Annotated in this window: 18 protein-coding genes; 15 read left to right on the forward strand and 3 right to left on the reverse strand. The window is 35.3% G+C overall.

The window, feature by feature from the left end; translation table 11 throughout:
• The first annotated feature begins 10 nt into the window (after positions 1 to 10).
• The 3 genes from E2636_RS07405 to rnz all read left to right on the forward strand — a co-directional run bounded on the left by E2636_RS07405 (position 11) and on the right by rnz (position 3,437).
• A complete protein-coding gene (locus E2636_RS07405) occupies positions 11 to 1,135 on the forward strand; it encodes a M20/M25/M40 family metallo-hydrolase (protein ID WP_243840743.1) in 1,125 nt (374 codons plus the stop codon).
• A gap of 90 nt (positions 1,136 to 1,225) precedes the next feature.
• Positions 1,226 to 2,491 (forward strand): DNA polymerase IV, encoded by a 1,266-nt coding sequence (locus tag E2636_RS07410; protein WP_134209626.1) that lies wholly within the window; start codon positions 1,226 to 1,228, stop codon positions 2,489 to 2,491.
• A 1-nt stretch (position 2,492) separates the two neighbouring features.
• Positions 2,493 to 3,437 carry a ribonuclease Z gene (gene rnz / locus E2636_RS07415; protein WP_134209627.1) on the forward strand — a complete coding sequence of 315 codons (945 nt, stop codon included), beginning with the start codon at positions 2,493 to 2,495 and terminating at the stop codon, positions 3,435 to 3,437.
• Between the two features lie 413 nt (positions 3,438 to 3,850).
• Here rnz and E2636_RS18945 read toward each other — a convergent pair whose 3' ends face one another.
• The gene (locus tag E2636_RS18945; RefSeq protein ID WP_166669492.1) at positions 3,851 to 4,024 is read right to left on the reverse strand and encodes a hypothetical protein; all 174 of its coding nucleotides are present in this window, start codon (positions 4,022 to 4,024) and stop codon (positions 3,851 to 3,853) included.
• Between the two features lie 629 nt (positions 4,025 to 4,653).
• Between E2636_RS18945 and E2636_RS19555 the strand changes: the two genes are divergently transcribed.
• The 8 genes from E2636_RS19555 (at position 4,654) to E2636_RS07455 (ending at position 12,141) form a co-directional block, all read left to right on the forward strand.
• Entirely contained in the window at positions 4,654 to 4,785 is a 132-nt protein-coding gene (locus E2636_RS19555) for a hypothetical protein (RefSeq protein ID WP_279587115.1), read from the forward strand.
• A gap of 105 nt (positions 4,786 to 4,890) precedes the next feature.
• Positions 4,891 to 6,156, forward strand: coding sequence for a murein hydrolase activator EnvC family protein (locus tag E2636_RS07425; protein ID WP_134209628.1), 1,266 nt, complete (start codon positions 4,891 to 4,893; stop codon positions 6,154 to 6,156).
• A 365-nt stretch (positions 6,157 to 6,521) separates the two neighbouring features.
• Complete coding sequence (locus E2636_RS07430; protein WP_166669493.1) at positions 6,522 to 6,755, forward strand: hypothetical protein; 234 nt, start codon at positions 6,522 to 6,524, stop codon at positions 6,753 to 6,755.
• An 843-nt stretch (positions 6,756 to 7,598) separates the two neighbouring features.
• Positions 7,599 to 7,859 carry a hypothetical protein gene (locus E2636_RS07435; RefSeq protein WP_134209630.1) on the forward strand — a complete coding sequence of 87 codons (261 nt, stop codon included), beginning with the start codon at positions 7,599 to 7,601 and terminating at the stop codon, positions 7,857 to 7,859.
• 186 nt (positions 7,860 to 8,045) lie between these two features.
• Positions 8,046 to 8,639 carry a transposase gene (locus tag E2636_RS07440; RefSeq protein WP_243840744.1) on the forward strand — a complete coding sequence of 198 codons (594 nt, stop codon included), beginning with the start codon at positions 8,046 to 8,048 and terminating at the stop codon, positions 8,637 to 8,639.
• Positions 8,603 to 8,875, forward strand: coding sequence for a hypothetical protein (locus E2636_RS07445; RefSeq protein ID WP_134209631.1), 273 nt, complete (start codon positions 8,603 to 8,605; stop codon positions 8,873 to 8,875). Before E2636_RS07440 ends, E2636_RS07445 begins: the two co-directional genes overlap by 37 nt.
• Entirely contained in the window at positions 8,872 to 9,495 is a 624-nt protein-coding gene (locus E2636_RS07450; protein ID WP_134209632.1) for a hypothetical protein, read from the forward strand. Before E2636_RS07445 ends, E2636_RS07450 begins: the two co-directional genes overlap by 4 nt.
• Positions 9,496 to 10,119: 624 nt before the next feature.
• Positions 10,120 to 12,141: a HelD family protein gene (locus E2636_RS07455; protein ID WP_134209633.1), complete on the forward strand. Its 2,022-nt coding sequence runs from the start codon at positions 10,120 to 10,122 to the stop codon at positions 12,139 to 12,141.
• Here E2636_RS07455 and E2636_RS07460 read toward each other — a convergent pair.
• Complete coding sequence (locus E2636_RS07460; protein ID WP_134209634.1) at positions 12,133 to 12,855, reverse strand: MerR family transcriptional regulator; 723 nt, start codon at positions 12,853 to 12,855, stop codon at positions 12,133 to 12,135. The two genes, E2636_RS07455 and E2636_RS07460, sit on opposite strands and share 9 nt — an antisense overlap.
• A gap of 18 nt (positions 12,856 to 12,873) precedes the next feature.
• On the opposite strand from E2636_RS07460, the gene E2636_RS07465 reads away from it, so the two are divergent.
• From E2636_RS07465 to E2636_RS07475, 3 genes are read left to right on the forward strand one after another with little or no spacing between them, the layout of a single operon-like run.
• Positions 12,874 to 13,401, forward strand: a complete 528-nt coding sequence (locus E2636_RS07465; protein ID WP_166669494.1) for an ATP-binding cassette domain-containing protein — start codon at positions 12,874 to 12,876, stop codon at positions 13,399 to 13,401.
• Positions 13,402 to 13,413: 12 nt separating this feature from the next.
• On the forward strand, positions 13,414 to 14,790 hold the full coding sequence (locus E2636_RS07470) for an excinuclease ABC subunit UvrA (RefSeq protein ID WP_134209636.1): 1,377 nt from the start codon (positions 13,414 to 13,416) through the stop codon (positions 14,788 to 14,790).
• Between the two features lie 17 nt (positions 14,791 to 14,807).
• On the forward strand, positions 14,808 to 15,287 hold the full coding sequence (locus E2636_RS07475; protein ID WP_134209637.1) for an ATP-binding cassette domain-containing protein: 480 nt from the start codon (positions 14,808 to 14,810) through the stop codon (positions 15,285 to 15,287).
• A gap of 478 nt (positions 15,288 to 15,765) precedes the next feature.
• Here E2636_RS07475 and E2636_RS07480 read toward each other — a convergent pair whose 3' ends face one another.
• Complete coding sequence (locus E2636_RS07480) at positions 15,766 to 16,320, reverse strand: recombinase family protein (RefSeq protein WP_134209638.1); 555 nt, start codon at positions 16,318 to 16,320, stop codon at positions 15,766 to 15,768.
• Positions 16,321 to 17,087: 767 nt separating this feature from the next.
• Here E2636_RS07480 and E2636_RS07490 point away from each other — a divergent pair.
• On the forward strand, positions 17,088 to 17,432 hold the full coding sequence (locus tag E2636_RS07490) for a hypothetical protein (RefSeq protein ID WP_134209639.1): 345 nt from the start codon (positions 17,088 to 17,090) through the stop codon (positions 17,430 to 17,432).
• The last annotated feature ends 473 nt before the right edge of the window (positions 17,433 to 17,905 follow it).

The following is a 17,905-nucleotide window of genomic DNA, read 5'->3' on the forward strand; positions in this document are numbered from 1 at the left end:
AGTTTTTCACTTGACCAATCAACGATTAGTTGATGAATTTTTAGAACTTATACAAATTGATTCTGAAACAAAACATGAGCAAATTATTGCGCCTATTCTAAAAAGAAAATTAGAAGATTTAGGTTTTGATGTAATTGAAGATGATTCAGCTGCTAAAAGTGGTCATGGTGCAGGGAACTTAATCGCAACTTTAAAAGGAACTAAATCTGATGTAGATACGATTTATTTCACATCACACATGGACACAGTGGTTCCGGGTAAAGGAATTAAACCTGAACTTCGTGAAGATGGTTATATTTATTCGGATGGAACAACTATTTTAGGTGCAGACGACAAAGCTGGTATTGCCGCTCTATTAGATATGGCAAAACGTTTGAAAGAAGAGTCAATTGAACATGGGGATATTCAGTTTATTATTACTGCTGGAGAAGAGAGTGGTTTGCAAGGCGCGAAAGAAATGGACACTTCTCTAATTACCGCGAAATATGGCTTTGCTGTAGACTCCGATGGGAAAGTGGGAGGTATTGTTACAGCAGCTCCTTACCAAGCGAAATTATGGACAACCATTCGCGGGAAAACGGCACATGCTGGTGTGGCACCTGAAAAAGGTATTTCCGCAATAAACATCGCAGCTAAAGCTATTTCAAGAATGTCTCTTGGTCGAATTGATGAAGAAACAACTGCTAATATCGGCAGTTTTGAAGGTGGTCGTGCAACGAACATCGTCTGTGATGAAGTGAATATTTTATCAGAAGCTCGATCAATTGTTCCCGACAAATTAAACAAACAAACGGAACATATGAAATCAACTTTTGAAGAAACAGCCAAAGAAATGGGTGGCATAGCTGAAGTAGAAGTGAAGCTGATGTATCCTGGATTCCGTTTTGGTCCTGAAGAACATGTTACTCAAGTAGCTCTTCAAGCAGTAAAGAATATAGGTCTTACTTCAACTCTAGCAACTAGTGGTGGAGGAAGTGACGCAAATATTATAGCTGGGTTCGGCATTCCTACTGTTAATTTGTCAGTTGGCTATGAAGACATTCATACGAAAAATGAACGTATGCCTATAAATGAACTTGAGAAATTGTCTGATTTGCTTGTGGAAATTGTAAAAGTTTCTGCTACACAAGCTTAATATATCTTTATAAAAATCGAGACTTCAGGATGCCCTGTTGTCTCGATTTTTGTTATGATAATAGAAAGAATTAGAAAAGGCGATGAGGCCATGACAAGCATAAAACGAGGGAATGCTCGTATAATTTTTCATATTGATATGAATAGTTTTTATGCATCTGTTGAGCAATCATACGATATAAGCTTAAAAGGTAAAGCTATTGCCATTGCAGGGAATCCGAAGGAACGTAGAGGGATTTTAGTGACATGTTCTTACGAGGCACGTGCAAAAGGTGTATACACAACGATGAGCGTCTGGGAAGCGAAACGTAAATGCCCTGAGCTGATATTATTGCCCCCTAACTTTGAACGGTACCGAATCGCATCTCACGCTATGTTTGAAGTGCTAAGAACTTATACCAAACAAGTGGAGCCGGTTTCGATAGATGAAGGATATATGGATGTCACAAATATCGACAGCAATCTCAATGCACTGCAAATAGCAGACGACATTCAAAAGAGATTGCTAATGGAACTTGACTTACCTTGTTCTATTGGAATTGCTCCGAATAAATTTTTAGCTAAGACGGCGTCAAACATGAAGAAACCGATGGGCATTACAATTTTGCGTAAACGTGATATAGATAAGATGTTATGGCCACTTCCAGTTCTAGACATGCATGGTGTAGGTGAAAGTACGGCAAAAAAAATGTATAGTATTGGGTTACAAACTATAGGAGATATCGCGAAAGCCGAAGAAGGTGTATTAAAAGAAGCTCTTGGGAAAAATGGTATTCGATTGAAAAAATGTGCAAATGGACTCGATGACCGTTTAGTAGATCCTGATTCTGTGTATGATACGAAGAGTGTAGGCAATTCAACGACATTGCCTAGTGATGAGAACGAACTTCAAGAATTAAAAAAAGTGTTTAAACGATTAAGTACACAAGTAGCCAATAGGCTAGAAGCAAAGCGCTTAGCAGGTCCAACGGTTTCAATACAAATTCGTGATACAGATTGGCGAAATTCTTCGCGTAGTCAATCGTTTCAGAATCTAGTTTATGAAAAAGAAAAGATTTTTGAAATAGCTTGGTCTTTATTTACTAAAAATTGGGATGGACAGCCTATACGTCTCTTAGGTGTGACAGTAAGCAATGTGGTAGATCGTGTGGACTCAACTGAGCAACTATCTATTTATAATTTTGAAGAACACGCTAAAGAAGAGCCGATTTTAAATTTAGTCGAATCACTTCAACAAAGATTTGGCAAAGAAATGATTACTAGAGGTCAAACTCAAGCTAGAAAGCCAACCTATGAGTCTAAAACGAGTTTTAGTAAAGACTTTTTAGATGATCATAAAGATAGGGAGAAGAAATGATATGGAACTGCAATTTTTAGGTACTGGAGCTGGTATGCCTTCTAAACAACGGAATACAAGTGCGCTTGTTGTGAAACTAATGCAAGAAAGAGGCACATTTTGGTTATTTGATTGTGGAGAAGCAACACAACACCAAATGTTACATACGACGTTAAAACCACGAAAACTTGAAAAGATATTTATCACACATATGCATGGAGATCATATTTTCGGGTTACCAGGTTTACTAGGGTCTCGCTCTTTTTTAGATGGAAAAGAACCGTTAACCATATATGGACCAGTTGGCATAAAAGAGTGGATTATCACTACAATACGCTTATCCCGAACCGTATTACAATATCAGTTGACTATTATCGAAATTACAGAAGGCAAGATATTTGAAGATGAACAATTTTCAATTGAAGCAAAATTGCTAGATCACGTGATGCCATGTTTCGGTTTTAGAGTTTTACAAAAACCACTTCCACCCGTATTGTTAATTGAAAAAGCCCAACAACTAGGTGTGCCGAAAGGTCCTATGTTGGCGAAATTAAAAAATGGTCATGATGTGGTTTTAGATAATGGGCAAACTGTTTATAGTCAAGATGTAACGGCTGATACAGTTAAAGGATTTTCTTTAGCCATATTAGGAGATACGCGTTTTTGCCAGGCATCGATTGAATTAAGTAAAGAAGTAGATATCGTCATTCATGAAGCTACATTTGATGCAGGAACCGAAGACCTCGCTAAGCCGTATGGTCACGCCACCATTACACAAGCCGCACAAGTGGCTAAAGAAAGTAAAGCGAAGCATTTAATTGTTCAACATATAAGTGCACGATTTTTACCGAGTGAAGTTGAGAAACTCCGGAAACAAGGGTTATCTGTATTTCCTTCAATTACAGTTGCAGAGGATTTTGCTGAATTTGAATTGATACAGGATGAACTAACTCAGATAAATAAATAAGCGTACCTGAGATATCTACTTCTCAGGTACGCTTATTTTATTAGTAAATTCGAGCCGCTTTTATTTCTAATTTCTACGATACAAATCAATAGACTTATATCCTTCACCTATTATTTTCTCCCATTTTTATGAGTTTGTTCTCAATTTACACTTGATAAATCTTTAGATTGTATTGAAACCGATACAAATAAATACAAAGAAGATTATTTAAATAGTTTTCAGATAAAAATCTACGTCCCAACCAGCCTCAAACATGTTTCTACAAGTAGGGGGTGGACAGTTAACTTGACGGGATCTTGTCCCAGGCACCCGTTAGTCCAATTTTTTTTGGCTTATTAAAGTTTAAAGTTGCTATTAGTAATAAAAACTTAAATTTCATTACTAGGAAGTTAAGTTTTATAATATTGTATTGTTTAAAAATATAAATCTTGAAAAAGTGAAATGGTTAGAACTAATGTTAGCAAGGTGCCTGCGGAAGTTAAAGTAATTATTTTTTGGTTACTCTGAGTTTTTTCAGGTTTTAAAAACTCTTGAATTGCAACAAACCATATAGCCATAGTTATTAAGGCAATAATTCCGATAGTCATATTAGCATCTCCTTTCTTATAAAAAGTTAAAGTTTCTACAAATGGATTATCTATTCATTAACATAAATTCCAACAGACTCTTACTTTTAGAAAACAAACAATTATAAAGATTCCAGTTTACCTTAAATTAGTCTTTATTTCACTATCTTGCCGCGTTAGTTCAATAAGAAAATCTCTATTATTTATTATACAACAAGATCCATTTTCACCTCTAAAAATATAAAAATTTTCTATTAATTATAAAAACACCTCGAAATGAGGTGCTAATTTGGGTACTATTTGTCCGTTTATTTAGGAAAAAGTGATCCAAAACTGAACGGCTTATGAATTTAGGCATTGATCTTTTTATTTTGTCGAAAATAGTTCAAGCCACTAAGTTGTTGGGTAGGTCAAAATGTTTGCGTTTGTATGGGTAAATTAAACATAAATGATTATTGTAATAGTATTGTAATGATATTTTGTCGAATTTCTTGTTATGATAGTCACGTCGGAAAAAATAAAGCAGCTCAGCAAAGAACATACGTGGTTAAAAACATATAAGTTAAATGAAAAATGTCAATCACGCCGTCGCAAAATTAAAATTATGAAACTAGTAGGCGCGACAAAATGGGTTTGTACGAATCCTGTTCGTGTTAGAAGGAATGTGGATTGGGGTACTTCGTATGATTTTACCCATTACACTCGTAACTCTTCTTTGTTACAAGTTATTTAATGTGCTTCAAGCATATTTAGAAGGTGAATTATTTAGTTTATACTTTTAACTCCATTTTTCTACCAAGTCAACAGACATATTTTACTAAGGGGCAAGATTTATGGATGGATGGAAATTTTTCAACGTATAAACGCGATTTTGAAAGGGGAAGAACATGAAAAAGAAACAATCTAAATGGATGGTAGTAACCATTGCAACAATGTTAGGATGTTCATTATTAATGACACAATCTCCCACATTGGCGAACTCAATAAACGATTTAAAAAAAGAGCAAAAACAATTGGACCAGAAAAGTAATCAATTGAATTCGTCAATTAACCAGAAAAAAGACGACATATCAATAAATCAAACGAATCAAGAAAGATTGCAGGCTCAAATTCAAACTTTAGACAGCAAAATTCAAAAAACAAGTAGTGAGATTGATAACATACAGGGCAAGATTAAACGTACGAATGTTGAAATTGAAAAATTACAAGAGTCTATTAAAATATTGAAAAAGAAAATTGCAGAGCGTGACGAATTAATAAAAGAACGCTTAAGAGCTGTTCAAGTTAGCGGCGGATCTGTAGATTATATAGATGTTTTACTAGGTGCTAGTAGTTTTGCAGATTTTATTGACCGTTTTTCTGCTGTCAGTACTCTAATGGATGCAGACAAGAAGATTTTGAAAGAACAAGCGGACGATAAAATATTGCTTGAAGAACAAAAGACTTCAGTTGAAGAAAAACTTACTCAACAAAAACAAAGTCGAGATAAATTAGTGAACCTTAAAGCAGATCTTGATTCTCAAAAAGTTTCAAAAGATAGGTTTGTAGGAAAACTAGAAACAAAACTAATGGAATTAACTAAAGATAAACATAAACTTCAAGAAGAACATGAAGAAGTACTCGAAGTTAGTAAAGAAGTTGGGAACAAAGTTGAGAAAGAACAATCTCGTTTAATCGAAGTTGCTCGTCAAGCTGAAACTGTTTCAGCTCCAGCTCCAGCATCTGCTGCACCAGTTACATCTTCAGGAACATGGACACGTCCAGCTGCTGGTCAATTCTCGTCTACATTTGGCGGTCGTAACATTGGTTCAGGTGATGAGTTTCATTACGGAAGTGATATTGCAAATAGTATTGGAACACAAATTGTCTCAGCAGCAAGCGGCGTTGTTTCTCACGCAGAACCAATGGGTACTTACGGAAATGTAATCATGGTTACTCACTCGATTAATGGTCAAATTTTCACCACAGTTTATGCACATTTAAGCGCTATTAATGTCAGTTCTGGACAATCTGTTTCAAAAGGACAAGCCATAGGAAAAATGGGAAGTTCAGGCCGTTCGACAGGCTCACATTTACATTTTGAAGTTCACGTAGGTCCATGGAATGGTGCACGTTCAAATGCTGTAAATCCGATTGGTTATGTATCATTCTAAATAGTCCGAACGGTGCTCACTCTCATTAAATTGAGGGTGAGCTTTTTTTAATACATGATTATTTCTCCTATTCGTGGGTGGATTAAACCAATGGGGGATCTTATTATCATTTCTTCGATTTACAGCCTTTACCTATTATAGTCTCCATTTCGAGCAACGGCTTTTCTTGTTTATCTTTACGAATCGCACTAAAAATATAAAGTACCCAAGCCTTTTGAAAACCAAAGATCAATTGTGTGTATGTATTTAATAAATCTAATCAGAAGAAGGATTTCCCATATTTCATACCGAATAGATTAAAGATGTAGTTAGTAGATATTTATATGAGGGGGAACAAATGGATTTTTATAGAATTAAAAAAGGTGTTGTTAAGAAAGTTTAGGATTAACCAAATTGATCTAATTCGTACATATAGTGAAGATGATTTTAAATACATCAATTCAATAAAAGGCTGGACGAATTTATTGAAGAAAAATGATGATACAAAGGAAGCATGGAGTAATTCAAATGTTGCTTTTATTGTCGAAGCAGATAATCGATTAATTGGATGCATTAGAGGACTTACAGATGGTTTTTGTCAAGGTGACGGGATGATGTGAAGGTTGACAAAATGGTGCACCAGATTGACACAGGAGGCAAGCAGGTTGCAAAAAAATTATAGGATAACCAATTTGCTCTCAAAACAGCAAACGCGACGGCCAAACCATCAACTAAATTCAATGAAATTTCTGATGAGAAATCGCTCGTCAAATAATATACGGATTCTCTATATGCATGGAAAGGTTTTTCCGTAGATAAAAAGCCTGCGATTTCAGGCTTTTACTGTTACTATTTCCCATTAAATTCTTGAAACCAAGGGAGCATTTCTTGAAGCGTAAGGTGAATATCGTAGTGATGGAGCACAGCAAATCCACACTCCTCTTAAGCTAGGTAAGCACTAAAAATACTTTGATAAACTATAGTTGAGGGAAGAAGTCCCGTTGAACAAGTAAAGAGGATCAAATAACGGTAGCTAGACAATTTTTGGAAAGTTTATTACTATTCTGGACGTGCACCCTTATTGCTAGAGTCCTACCTCAAATTAAAGAAACATGTGGACATTAGTGTTTTCAATTATCCTTATTATTTTGCTATTTACTTTTCCAAAATTCCCTACTTGGATGAATCTAATCTCTTCGTTCGTTATTATTATAGCTAAGTTATATCAGACTCGCCGGGATTACAAAAAGTTTAAAGAAGGGCAGGAAACTATTTGAGACGATTCCTTTCCTTAACAATATTTTCCTGGAACTTTAGTATGGTCATTAATCAGAAATTAGTTGCGATAAAAAGCTATGGAAAATTACTGTGATTTCATTTTCTTCAAGTGTACCTAAAAATCTAAAATCAAGCGGAAATGGTTTTGTGCTTTCTAAATCATGCACGGATGAATGGGGGACTCAATGTTAGTTAAAGATTATACTGTCATTTTCCCTAAGTTTTATTGGGTGTTATTAATTCCTGTTTTCTTAGGAGTAAGTTATTATAATATTTTTTTTGATTGGCAATTACAGCAGTTTAGCGTAACAGAAGCCGAAGATTTTGGAAGGTATGTATTCGTCATAGTTCTTAGTATTTTCCAAAGCTTTATTACCATTTTATTAATTTCGTTTGCGGTGTCATTATTAAAATATTTATTTAGAAGTAAAGAGCAAAACTCTTAGTCATAACGAGGATTTTCTTTTTTGATTGAAGAACTAGCTGCCTTTTAAGGAAGCTTTGCCCCTTTAATCCGGCTGGCCTTTACAAGGCGGCTTAGAGAACCAATGATTTAAACACAACAATTGTTGTTTGATATGAGTAGGTGTTCTTAAATCTTTACACGTGGATAATCAATAGAAAAAGAGCCAATGGAAAAGCTGATTTGGGGTGTTTTTTATATGGCAAAATATAGCGATGAATTTAAATTGAAAGTTGTGAGGGCCTATTTAGAAGGTTCCTTGGGATACAAAGCTTTAGCTAAAGCATTTAATATTTCTAGTGAATCTCAAATAAAACGATGGGTAAGTGCTTATAAAGAATTCAATGAAGCTGGTTTGCGTAGGAAAAGTGTAAAACAGGTTTATTCTGTTAAATTCAAACTGGATGTATTAAACTTTATGAAACAAACAGGTGCTTCTTATCAAGACACAGCGATTCAATTTAACATGAATAATCCAACGTTAATAGTGAATTGGAAGGGTAAATTTTTTAAAGAAGGGATAGAAGGCCTGAAAGAAAAAGTGAAGGGACGGCCTCCTATGTCTAAAAACCCTAAAATCAAAGCTGTAAAACAAGAAAGTACAGAATCTCGTGAAGAACTGTTAGAACGTGAAATTGAGCTCCTTCGTCTTGAGGTCGCCTATTTAAAAAAGTTGAAAGCTTTTCGGGAGAAACCGGACGTCTATCTCGAAAAGCACAAGCAGCGTTGGCATTCGAACTCAAAGAAGAAGGATTCCGATTAAAAGATGTATTGAAACAAGTAGATATTCCAGAAGCGACGTACCATTATCACATCAATCAAATGAACAATGAAGATCCAAATCAAGAATGGAAAGAGTTAATTTCAGCCCTTTTTCACAAACATGAAGGAAGGTATGGGATTTCGAAAAGACCAACATTAGATTTTGTCTTAGCACCACTAGATCAGGCAATTAAAATCATTAAACTAAAGACTAAACTAATTGCAAAGAGCCAATGAAAGAGCTAGTGAGATTAAGATACTTTCTTGGAATCTATCCGGATGGGGGTAATGCATTAAATAATATCTATGATTTCTTTAATCCTAAAAAAACCTCTCTGGATTATTTGAGTAATTTTAAAAGGATAAGCAATAATTCGCCAAAAAATCCCGTGATTTTAATGTTTGATAACGAGCTTAAAAGTGGAAAAGCTAAACCTATAGGTAAATTTATGACACATGCGAGTATTCTTGTAAAAAAGAGTAATCTGGAAAGTGATTACATGGTAGGTATTATTGATAATTTATACTTATTAACTGTACCTTTAATTGATGGTAAGCCCGAATGTGATATAGAAGATTTATTTGAAAGCAAGACACTTTCGCATAAAATTAATGGAAAGACGTTCTCGAAAAATGATACATATGACACATCGAAACATTATGGCAAAGAAATATACTCTAAATATATTTTGAATAACTATGCCGACATTAACTTTAAGGAATTCAGACTGGTCTTAAATAATATAGAAAATATAATAAACATGTATACGAAGGGGTCTATAGATACGGGAGATGATTTAGAAACAAAAAATATAGACAAGAGTAGCATGAGAAAACCGACTTTAAGCAGCATATAAATGGACTTCACTACCGTGAGGTCCATTTTTCATGTAGTTAATGGGATACAATACATCCTCTGCAACGAATAAGCAAAGGATGTATTTGAAAATTTTCTTCTATTATAATAGGTTTGCTGTCTCTTCTTCGAGTGTTCTCACTAATTTATAAAAATTGGTTTTTTTAAGTCCGGCTTTCTGCATTGCTTCCACTGCCGTTAACTATCCGTATTTCCATTTTATATAAACCCGTTCTAATTCCTCTGAAACCAGAACTGTTGGTCTTCCAAACTGAATGCCATTTTCTAATGCCAGATCAATTCCTTCACGCTGTCGTTTCCTTAACAACAAAAGTGTAACGTAAAATGACCATTAATTTGATGGTCATTTTTTGTTGGTCTAATGTATTTTAGTCTTAATATCCATTAAACATATAATGTGAAAGGGTGTAATTATCACCGTCGACATTGACCCCCTATCAGTGAATGTGCAATGAAGGGGTAGGGGAAAATTCATATAATTCACTAAACGAACACTATGCGGTGCAAGCTTGCATTAAGTCCATAAAAAAATAACCCTCCACTTAGACACCAACGAAAAAGAGTTTGTTAAACTAAGTAGTACTTTCTAGAGGGAGGGCTATCAATGATTGATACAAAAGAAATGACTTATTTTGAAAATACATTATTGAGCCTTGAAAAAGCTTATAAAAGGCTATCGACAAAGCTTACTGATCAAGATCAAAGCTTTAAAGATTTACAAAAATATATAATTGACTATAAAAGAGAATTAGATAAGTTTGAAGTGTATGATTACCAGCAAACCTTAAGCATGATTGATAAACAAGGGTTTGCACAAGCAGTAGAAAGAGAGAAAATAAAAAAATTAATCGATTCTCCGTATTTTGGTCATTTTGACTTTGTTTATGATGGCGAAAATAAAGAAGATGTGGAAAGCTTTTATGTTGGACGATTTGGTTTTACAGATGACGACGGAAAATACCTCATTTACGATTGGCGTGCTCCTATTTGTAATATGTATTATGAATTCGAATTAGGTGAAGGTTATTATGAAGCACTGGATCGCCGTTTTGATGGAGAGTTGACTGCAAAACGACAGATTAAAATTGAAAAATCGGAAATTCAATATGTACTAGACAGCTCTTTAACGATTCAAGATGAGGTATTGCAGCAAACGCTAAGTGCACATGCATCAGAAAAACTGAAAACTATCATTACATCGATTCAACGTGAACAAAATAAAATTGTCCGTAATGAATCGGCCTACAATGTCGTGATTCAAGGGGTAGCAGGCTCTGGAAAAACTGCTGTCGCGCTTCACCGCATTGCTTACTATTTATATAAGTTTCGCGATACATTACGAGCGGAACGTATTTTTATTTTGTCGCCAAATAAAGTGTTTGGAGATTATATTTCGTCGGTTTTACCAGAGCTAGGAGAGCAACCGATTAGCTCCTTTACGCTTGATGAAGTGACGGGAAATTTATTGTCCTCTGCGGTGACGTTTACATCGTTTGAACAAGAAACGAAGCACATATTAATGAATTCAAAAAGTGACTTAGCCAAGCGTGCGAAGCTAAAAGGGGATTTTTGGTTTGTCCAAAAGCTACAAGCTTTTTTAAAGGAGCTAGACAATAGATTACTGAAAAATGAAAGTATCTCGATTGCAGATGTGGAATTTACGTCGGACTATTTACAGGGCCGTTTTAAAGCTTACAGAAAAGAACCTGTCATCACACGTCTAGTACTGATGGTTGAGGACATTTTGAACGTGTTGAAATCAAAGCGTAATGGTGAAGGAAAGTTACCGAGTAAAAATGAAATTAATAAGCGATTAAAGAAGCGTCTGCTATTTACGACACCCCTTGACATTTACCGTAGCTTTATGAACTCGCTTGGCGAAGATTTGTTTCATTTTTCAAAGAAGCATTTCGAAAGTAATGACGTGTATCCGTATCTTTATGTGCAAGGATATTTTAAAGAATTGAAAACGTACGAGCTCGTGCAGCATTTCGTGTTAGATGAAATGCAGGACTACACACCAGTTCAATATGCGGTCTTAGCAAAAGTCTTTGCATGTAAGCGTACAATCGTTGGCGATTTCAGCCAAGTACTATTGCCGTACGAAACAATTTCAAAAGAAGCAATTGAGACCATTTTCCCTGGCTTAGAGTACGTAGAATTAAAGACTACTTATCGGTCTTCTTACGAAATTACAATGTATGCAAAGAAATTTATGCGACGAGGTGACATTCATCCAATAGCTCGACATGGGAAAGAACCAGAAGAAATTTTTTATACTTCAGTGAAACAGATGATAAAAATGATACATGAAAATTTATCAAACACTTCGAAAACAACAGCGATTATTTGCAAAACAGAGCAAGATTTAGAGGTGATTAAACAATATTTACAAGTACCATTTCACATTATAGACGGCAAGACGGAGAAGTTTGCAACGGGTGTACTGTTAACAACGATTCAATATGCCAAAGGTTTAGAATTTGATACAGTCATTGTGCCGTTTGTAGACGAGGAGCGTTTTACAACGGAATTTGAGCGAGGGCTTCTATACATCGCTACAACGCGTGCGATGCATGAATTGACAGTGCTCGTCGATGCACAAAAGCCGTCCCCTTTACTGTAATTGTTCTAATATAGCAATAATAGATTGAACGTCTGTCACTGCCCTTTTTAAATTGAGCTCAAGTTCATCTGTCACATGATAAAATTCATGTTTAAATTTGAGTGTGTTTAAGAGCGTATGGATATCCGCAACTTGCTCAACCTCTTTGATTTCTTCAAATAAATGCAAAATACTCGTAATGGAAAAATGCGCGCTTCTTAACGTACGAATAATCAGTAGCTTTTGTATGTCCTCTTCACTGTATTGTCTGCGATTTTGTGCATTGCGTTTGACTGTAAATAAACCATTTCGCTCCCAATTGCGGATCGTGTCCTCGGTTACTTGGAGGTTGGTGGATACTTCCTTATGGGTATAGATTTTATTTGACGAATTCGTATGCTGTAAGAGTGTGTTTGCCATGTGAACTGCCTTTTTAGCATACGTGTACTCAGACTGTAAAAAGTAAAAATAATGATGAGCAGCTTGTAAGCTATCTTGAAACTTTTCCTGCCCACTCAGACGTACAATCTTTGTAGCCATTTTGCGTAAATTATTTTGGATAAATTCCTGCTTGAAAGCAAGTCTTGCGATATACATTTGCTTTAAGTGTATATCGTAATAGACTCTGTAACCATTTGGCCTTCTCGGCACAGGTGAGATAAATTGCCACTGTTCATACAGTCGCACTGTATTTGGATGGACTTGAGCTTTTTTAGCAATCTCATTTGTGAGCATGGATATCTTCCTTTCTTAATGGTAACAATCCAATCCATTTTCCCTCAGTATAATGGATGTTTAGTACAACTTATTTTGAAAAATGATGATCGAGGTGTAAATATGCAAAAATCAATCTTAATTGAAAATGCCTATGAAGGCAATTTGAAAAATATTTCTATAGAAATTCCAAGAAATCAGCTTATTTGTGTTACAGGTGTTTCAGGTTCAGGCAAATCGACATTAGTACTCGATACGCTTTACCAAGAATGTCAGCGTCAATATTTAGAGACAACGGGCTACCAAGGCATTAAAAAGCCGGGTGTAACACGTATTACGAACGTATCGCCTGCAATCCAAATTAATCAGCATCATACGAATCGAAATCCAAGGTCTTCAGTTGGGACAATGACAAATATTTACACCGATTTTCGTGTTGTTTATGAAAAGATTAGCCAGCGTCCATGTGCTAATTGCGGACAATCGTTTGCTCAAAACGAAGGAAAAGAATCGTATGTAAATGTAAAAGGTGAGTATGTTTCGTTTGTTGAATGTCCTCATTGTTAGAGCCAGCAGAAAATGCTAACGCGTGCACATTTTTCACACAACAAATCAGAAGGTGCATGTGAAAAATGCTCGGGGCTTGGTGAGGAAATTCAAGTCAATTGGTCAGCTATTGTGGATGAATCACTGTCGGTAGTAGAAGGAGCGCTCCTTTATTTAGATAAAGGCTACCAACAATACGTAAACGGTATTTTAAAAAATACTTTTAAGTTTTATGAACTAGACGATGTATTAGCAAAGCCAATTGTTTCGTGGTCTGAACAACATAAAGCGTTACTATATAAAGGTGCTGAAGCAGCACGAATCAATCCGGAAAAAGGTTTTCCAAAAACCGTGACTGGTGGACGCTTTGAAGGGGTTGAGCCAATGCTTTGGCGCAAGCTTGCAGACAAAGGAATAGAAGACGTACTGAAAGAGAAGTTTCTTACAACGATATGTAGCGCATGTAACGGCGAACGTTTAATGGCAGTAAGTCGTGAAGCGACAGTACAAGGAACACGTTTACCAGAACTAACAAATTACACGTTAGAAAGCTTACTTCATTGGATTTTAGATGTGTCGAAAAAGCTTGATGACAAGCAAAAAAGTTATGTTGAGCATTTCTTGCTCGATATGAAAACAAAAGTAGAGCGCTTATTAAAGGTTGGTGTTGGTTATTTAACGTTAAACCGACAAACGATTACGTTATCTGGTGGTGAGCAGCAAAAAATAAAGCTTGCAGCGACACTCGATTCAACACTTACTGGGGTCATATACTTACTCGATGAACCAACATCGGGCTTACATCCAAAAGATACACAAGGCATGATTGAACTTCTTAAAAATATGCGTGAATTAGGCAATACAGTCATTGTCATTGAGCATGATCCAGATGTTATGAAGGCAGCAGATTTTATTATTGATATCGGTCCAGGTGCCGGAACATTTGGGGGTGAGGTCATTGGTATTGGGACGTTAGATGAAATAAAAGCGACGGAAACTTCCGTAACAGGACAATACTTATTAAAAGAAGAAGTTGTGAACACAAAAGTACGTGTGCCTAAAGAATGGTTATTGGTAGAGAACGTCACAAAATATAACTTAAAAGGAGTAACGACACGGTTCCCAATCGGTTGTTTTACAGCAGTCGCAGGTGCTTCAGGTTCAGGTAAATCAACGCTTATATTTGATGTGATGGAGGAAATGAAATTTGCAAATTTCGATCAAGTGATCACCGTGCAGCAAACACCGATTTCTAAAATGCGTCGCTCCAACGTTGCAACGTATACTGACGCTTTTGCAGTCATTCGTAATTTATTTTCGAAAGAATCATTAGCAAAAGAAAGAGGTTTACGAATAAGCATTTTAGCTTTAATACAGCAGGAGGGCGCTGTGAAAATTGTGAAGGTTTAGGTTTTGTTTCGAGTAATATGCTGTTTTTTGATAATGTCGAGCTTGTTTGTCCTGTGTGTAACGGCAAACGCTTTAAAGATAAAGTATTAGAGGTGACGTTATTTGACCATTCCATCTCACAAATTTTAGACATGTCTATTACAGAGGCTAGTACGTTATTTAAAGTCAATAAAAAACTGACGAAGATTTTTGATTTATTATTGGACGTAGGTTTAGGCTATGTTACATTAGGCCAGTCACTTACAACGCTATCTGGTGGGGAGGGGCAACGAATGAAGCTTGCTAAAGAACTTCTAACAGCGAAAAAAGGAAAGCAACTATTTTTAATTGATGAGCCAACGACAGGCTTACATCCAGTGGATATTGAGCATTTTTTAGTGCTACTGCAACGAATAGTCGATGCTGGTAATACGGTTATTGTTGTTGAACATAATGAGCAAGTCATTCGATCAGCTGATTGGATTGTTGAACTTGGTCCTGAAGGTGGAGAAAAATGAAAAATCAATAATTGGCTCGTTTTTATAAACGTGAATTGTATATTAAGCGAGACACCCCAAAAAGACATGTCATGGTACACTCAATTTATAACCGACAAAAGTTAATAAGCAGAGTGTATCAGACAGACATTTCCTACACCAATCTTTCCGAAATAGAATTGACTTTGAAATGATAAGACTCTATGAACCACTTAATGAATTAAATTATTGATTTCGGTTACTTGAAACGTATAGCACAATAAAAGGAATTGTCTCCAAACACAAAAGGGACAATCCTCTAAAATTGTTTCTAATTGATATTCTCCATCGTTCTGGATCTAATATGTCTTAATGAGTTCCTTCTATTATATAGGTAAAATTATATTGATTTTTTTATTCTCTAACTAATTCTTTCACCATCAAAGAATTAGTCTTTAAAATAAAATTAACAATGACCTTACGTTCCACTGATGCAATATCTTAATCCCTATATAAAAGATCACTTACGTTCCAAATAACGATAAATGGTTGTTCGAGAAACGCCCCATCTTTCTGCCACATCTTTGATTGGTGTGCCTCCATCAATAAGATTTTTCATCATTTCAATATCTTTATCTCCATATTTCTCGGGACGACCGCCAAGCCGCCCCCGTGCTTTAGCAGCCACTCTTCCTGCAGCTGAACGTTCTTGAATAAGATTACGTTCAAACTCAGCAAATGCCGCAAATAGATGGAACATTAGCTGTCCGGTGGCATTGCCACGATCCATAGTGAGATTCTCTTGAAGACTGTGAAAACCAATGCTTTGGTTATTCAGATTGTTGACTATGTCAATCAAGTCTTGCATGTTTCGGCCAAGACGATCTAGTCGCCATACAACTATGGTATCTCCTTGACGAGCATATTTCAGCGCTTCTGCTAATCCAGGGCGTTGTTTTTTTGACCCACTCATCTTATCGTGAAAAATTTTCACACATCCATATTTAGTTAGGGCATCTGTTTGCAAATCTAAGTTTTGTAACCCAGTTGACACACGTGCATATCCAATTAACACCAGTAATTCCTCATTTCCATTTTAATCCTATATTCATTGTAACATAAGACTATAATTATTTGGTTAATGAACATAGATTAATGGGCAGAGTTTTGTTGAACTATATGAAACTAAAATGATGTTTTTTTATGCATTTTTGTCGTGTTCAGATAAGGACGAGTTTTGTTACAGTTCTTTATGATTGAAGTAATCACATGCTTGCTTAAAGTTTTACTGTTGTTCAGAAAAGAACTTTTTAATTAGATTAATAAAAGATGAATTGAATAAAGGGAAATAACAAGCTAGTAGTGAATCTAATTCATAGACTGTTTTTTTACAGTTAATGTATAATGATGAAGAGGAGATTGTAATTTGGAAAACCTGCAACTTAAGGGTATTCTGCTTATGTTCTAAATATCAATTGTATTATCACTTATTTTTATCATAATACGATCTTTCGTAAGCAAGCAAGGGAAAGTGTGGTATAGTTTCGCAGTTGTTTTTTGTTATACTTTTATGGTTATTCTTTTCTTTCAGACATATGATTTTCTAGTGATACTGTTATTAGTAACAGTAAACCTTTGGGTTATGTTCGTCGTCACAATTCTCACTCCATAGAAACGGAAAGTTACACGAAGATATTATCTATACAAAAGCAACTAGATGAATTAAGTAAACCTTACGATGGTTACTCGGATGGATAGGGAGTAATGGTTAATTGATAAGATAACTTGGTAAGTCAAGGAAACAATAAATAAGAAAAACAAGAATTATTGGAGGATATTATTATGACTCTTGAAGATCTAACAAAAAACAAACCAACAGTAGAATGGAAACAAAGAATGGATGAAGATGACGATGATATTTTTACAGAAGAAAATATCAACGCAACTAATATAGTTTTAAATTCATATACAAAACGTTTAATAGAACTTAAAGACAATCCGTCTTCAGCTGAAATAATGGATTGTGTTAAAGAAGTGGTATTGAAATTAAATGAATTGAATGAAAAATATGATTACTATATCGATACATTGGAGAGAGAAGAACTCTGTGATTTTATTATTGAAGCTGCACAATTAGTGGGCTTAGAAGCTGAAGAGGATATAACTGAAGAATGGAGAGAATGGTAAAAAGTAATAGGATTCTTCAGAAATTATCGGGACACCACCTAGAATTAGTGAACTTAATTATACAATAAAAATAGCGAAGCTTTTCTCGATAAAAATCGAGAAAAGCTTCGCTTAGTTAAAGGATGTGGACTTTTCCAGTAAAGATTTTTTTACCGGTCTTCTTTCCCAATCCGGATCTATCAACATAACCGGTTTGTTATTCGAATGCGTATAGCAGTTCTGTGTCAGAATGTCATCCGTCAATTCTTCGGATATGGAGAATTGGCGGATGGTGTTGTGGTTTATGAACTCATTTTATACTAGCCAGCTTTACATAAGATATATCATAAACGGTAGTTAATGAGGTATAGATTTTGAGCAATATTTTGATACACATAAAGCCTATGATTTTCATTAAAATGAAGAAGAATAAAAAATCTCATAAACCATCGTTTTTGAGATAGAGTATATACGCAAAATGGCAACATTCAGAT

Source organism: Paenisporosarcina antarctica (assembly GCF_004367585.1).
Classification (GTDB): domain Bacteria; phylum Bacillota; class Bacilli; order Bacillales_A; family Planococcaceae; genus Paenisporosarcina; species Paenisporosarcina antarctica.

Excerpts from the sequence above, each read along its gene's own strand:
- E2636_RS07465 (WP_166669494.1), top strand. The coding sequence starts at position 12,874 with ATGGTAACAATCCAATCCATTTTCCCTCAGTATAATGGATGTTTAGTA.
- E2636_RS07455 (WP_134209633.1), top strand. The coding sequence starts at position 10,120 with ATGATTGATACAAAAGAAATGACTTATTTTGAAAATACATTATTGAGC.
- E2636_RS07475 (WP_134209637.1), top strand. The coding sequence starts at position 14,808 with ATGCTGTTTTTTGATAATGTCGAGCTTGTTTGTCCTGTGTGTAACGGC.
- E2636_RS07440 (WP_243840744.1), top strand. The coding sequence starts at position 8,046 with ATGGAAAAGCTGATTTGGGGTGTTTTTTATATGGCAAAATATAGCGAT.
- E2636_RS07460 (WP_134209634.1), bottom strand. The coding sequence starts at position 12,855 with ATGCTCACAAATGAGATTGCTAAAAAAGCTCAAGTCCATCCAAATACA.
- E2636_RS18945 (WP_166669492.1), bottom strand. The coding sequence starts at position 4,024 with ATGACTATCGGAATTATTGCCTTAATAACTATGGCTATATGGTTTGTT.
- E2636_RS07490 (WP_134209639.1), top strand. The coding sequence starts at position 17,088 with ATGACTCTTGAAGATCTAACAAAAAACAAACCAACAGTAGAATGGAAA.
- E2636_RS07450 (WP_134209632.1), top strand. The coding sequence starts at position 8,872 with ATGAAAGAGCTAGTGAGATTAAGATACTTTCTTGGAATCTATCCGGAT.
- E2636_RS07425 (WP_134209628.1), top strand. The coding sequence starts at position 4,891 with ATGAAAAAGAAACAATCTAAATGGATGGTAGTAACCATTGCAACAATG.
- E2636_RS07435 (WP_134209630.1), top strand. The coding sequence starts at position 7,599 with ATGTTAGTTAAAGATTATACTGTCATTTTCCCTAAGTTTTATTGGGTG.
- rnz (WP_134209627.1), top strand. The coding sequence starts at position 2,493 with ATGGAACTGCAATTTTTAGGTACTGGAGCTGGTATGCCTTCTAAACAA.
- E2636_RS07470 (WP_134209636.1), top strand. The coding sequence starts at position 13,414 with ATGCTAACGCGTGCACATTTTTCACACAACAAATCAGAAGGTGCATGT.
- E2636_RS07410 (WP_134209626.1), top strand. The coding sequence starts at position 1,226 with ATGACAAGCATAAAACGAGGGAATGCTCGTATAATTTTTCATATTGAT.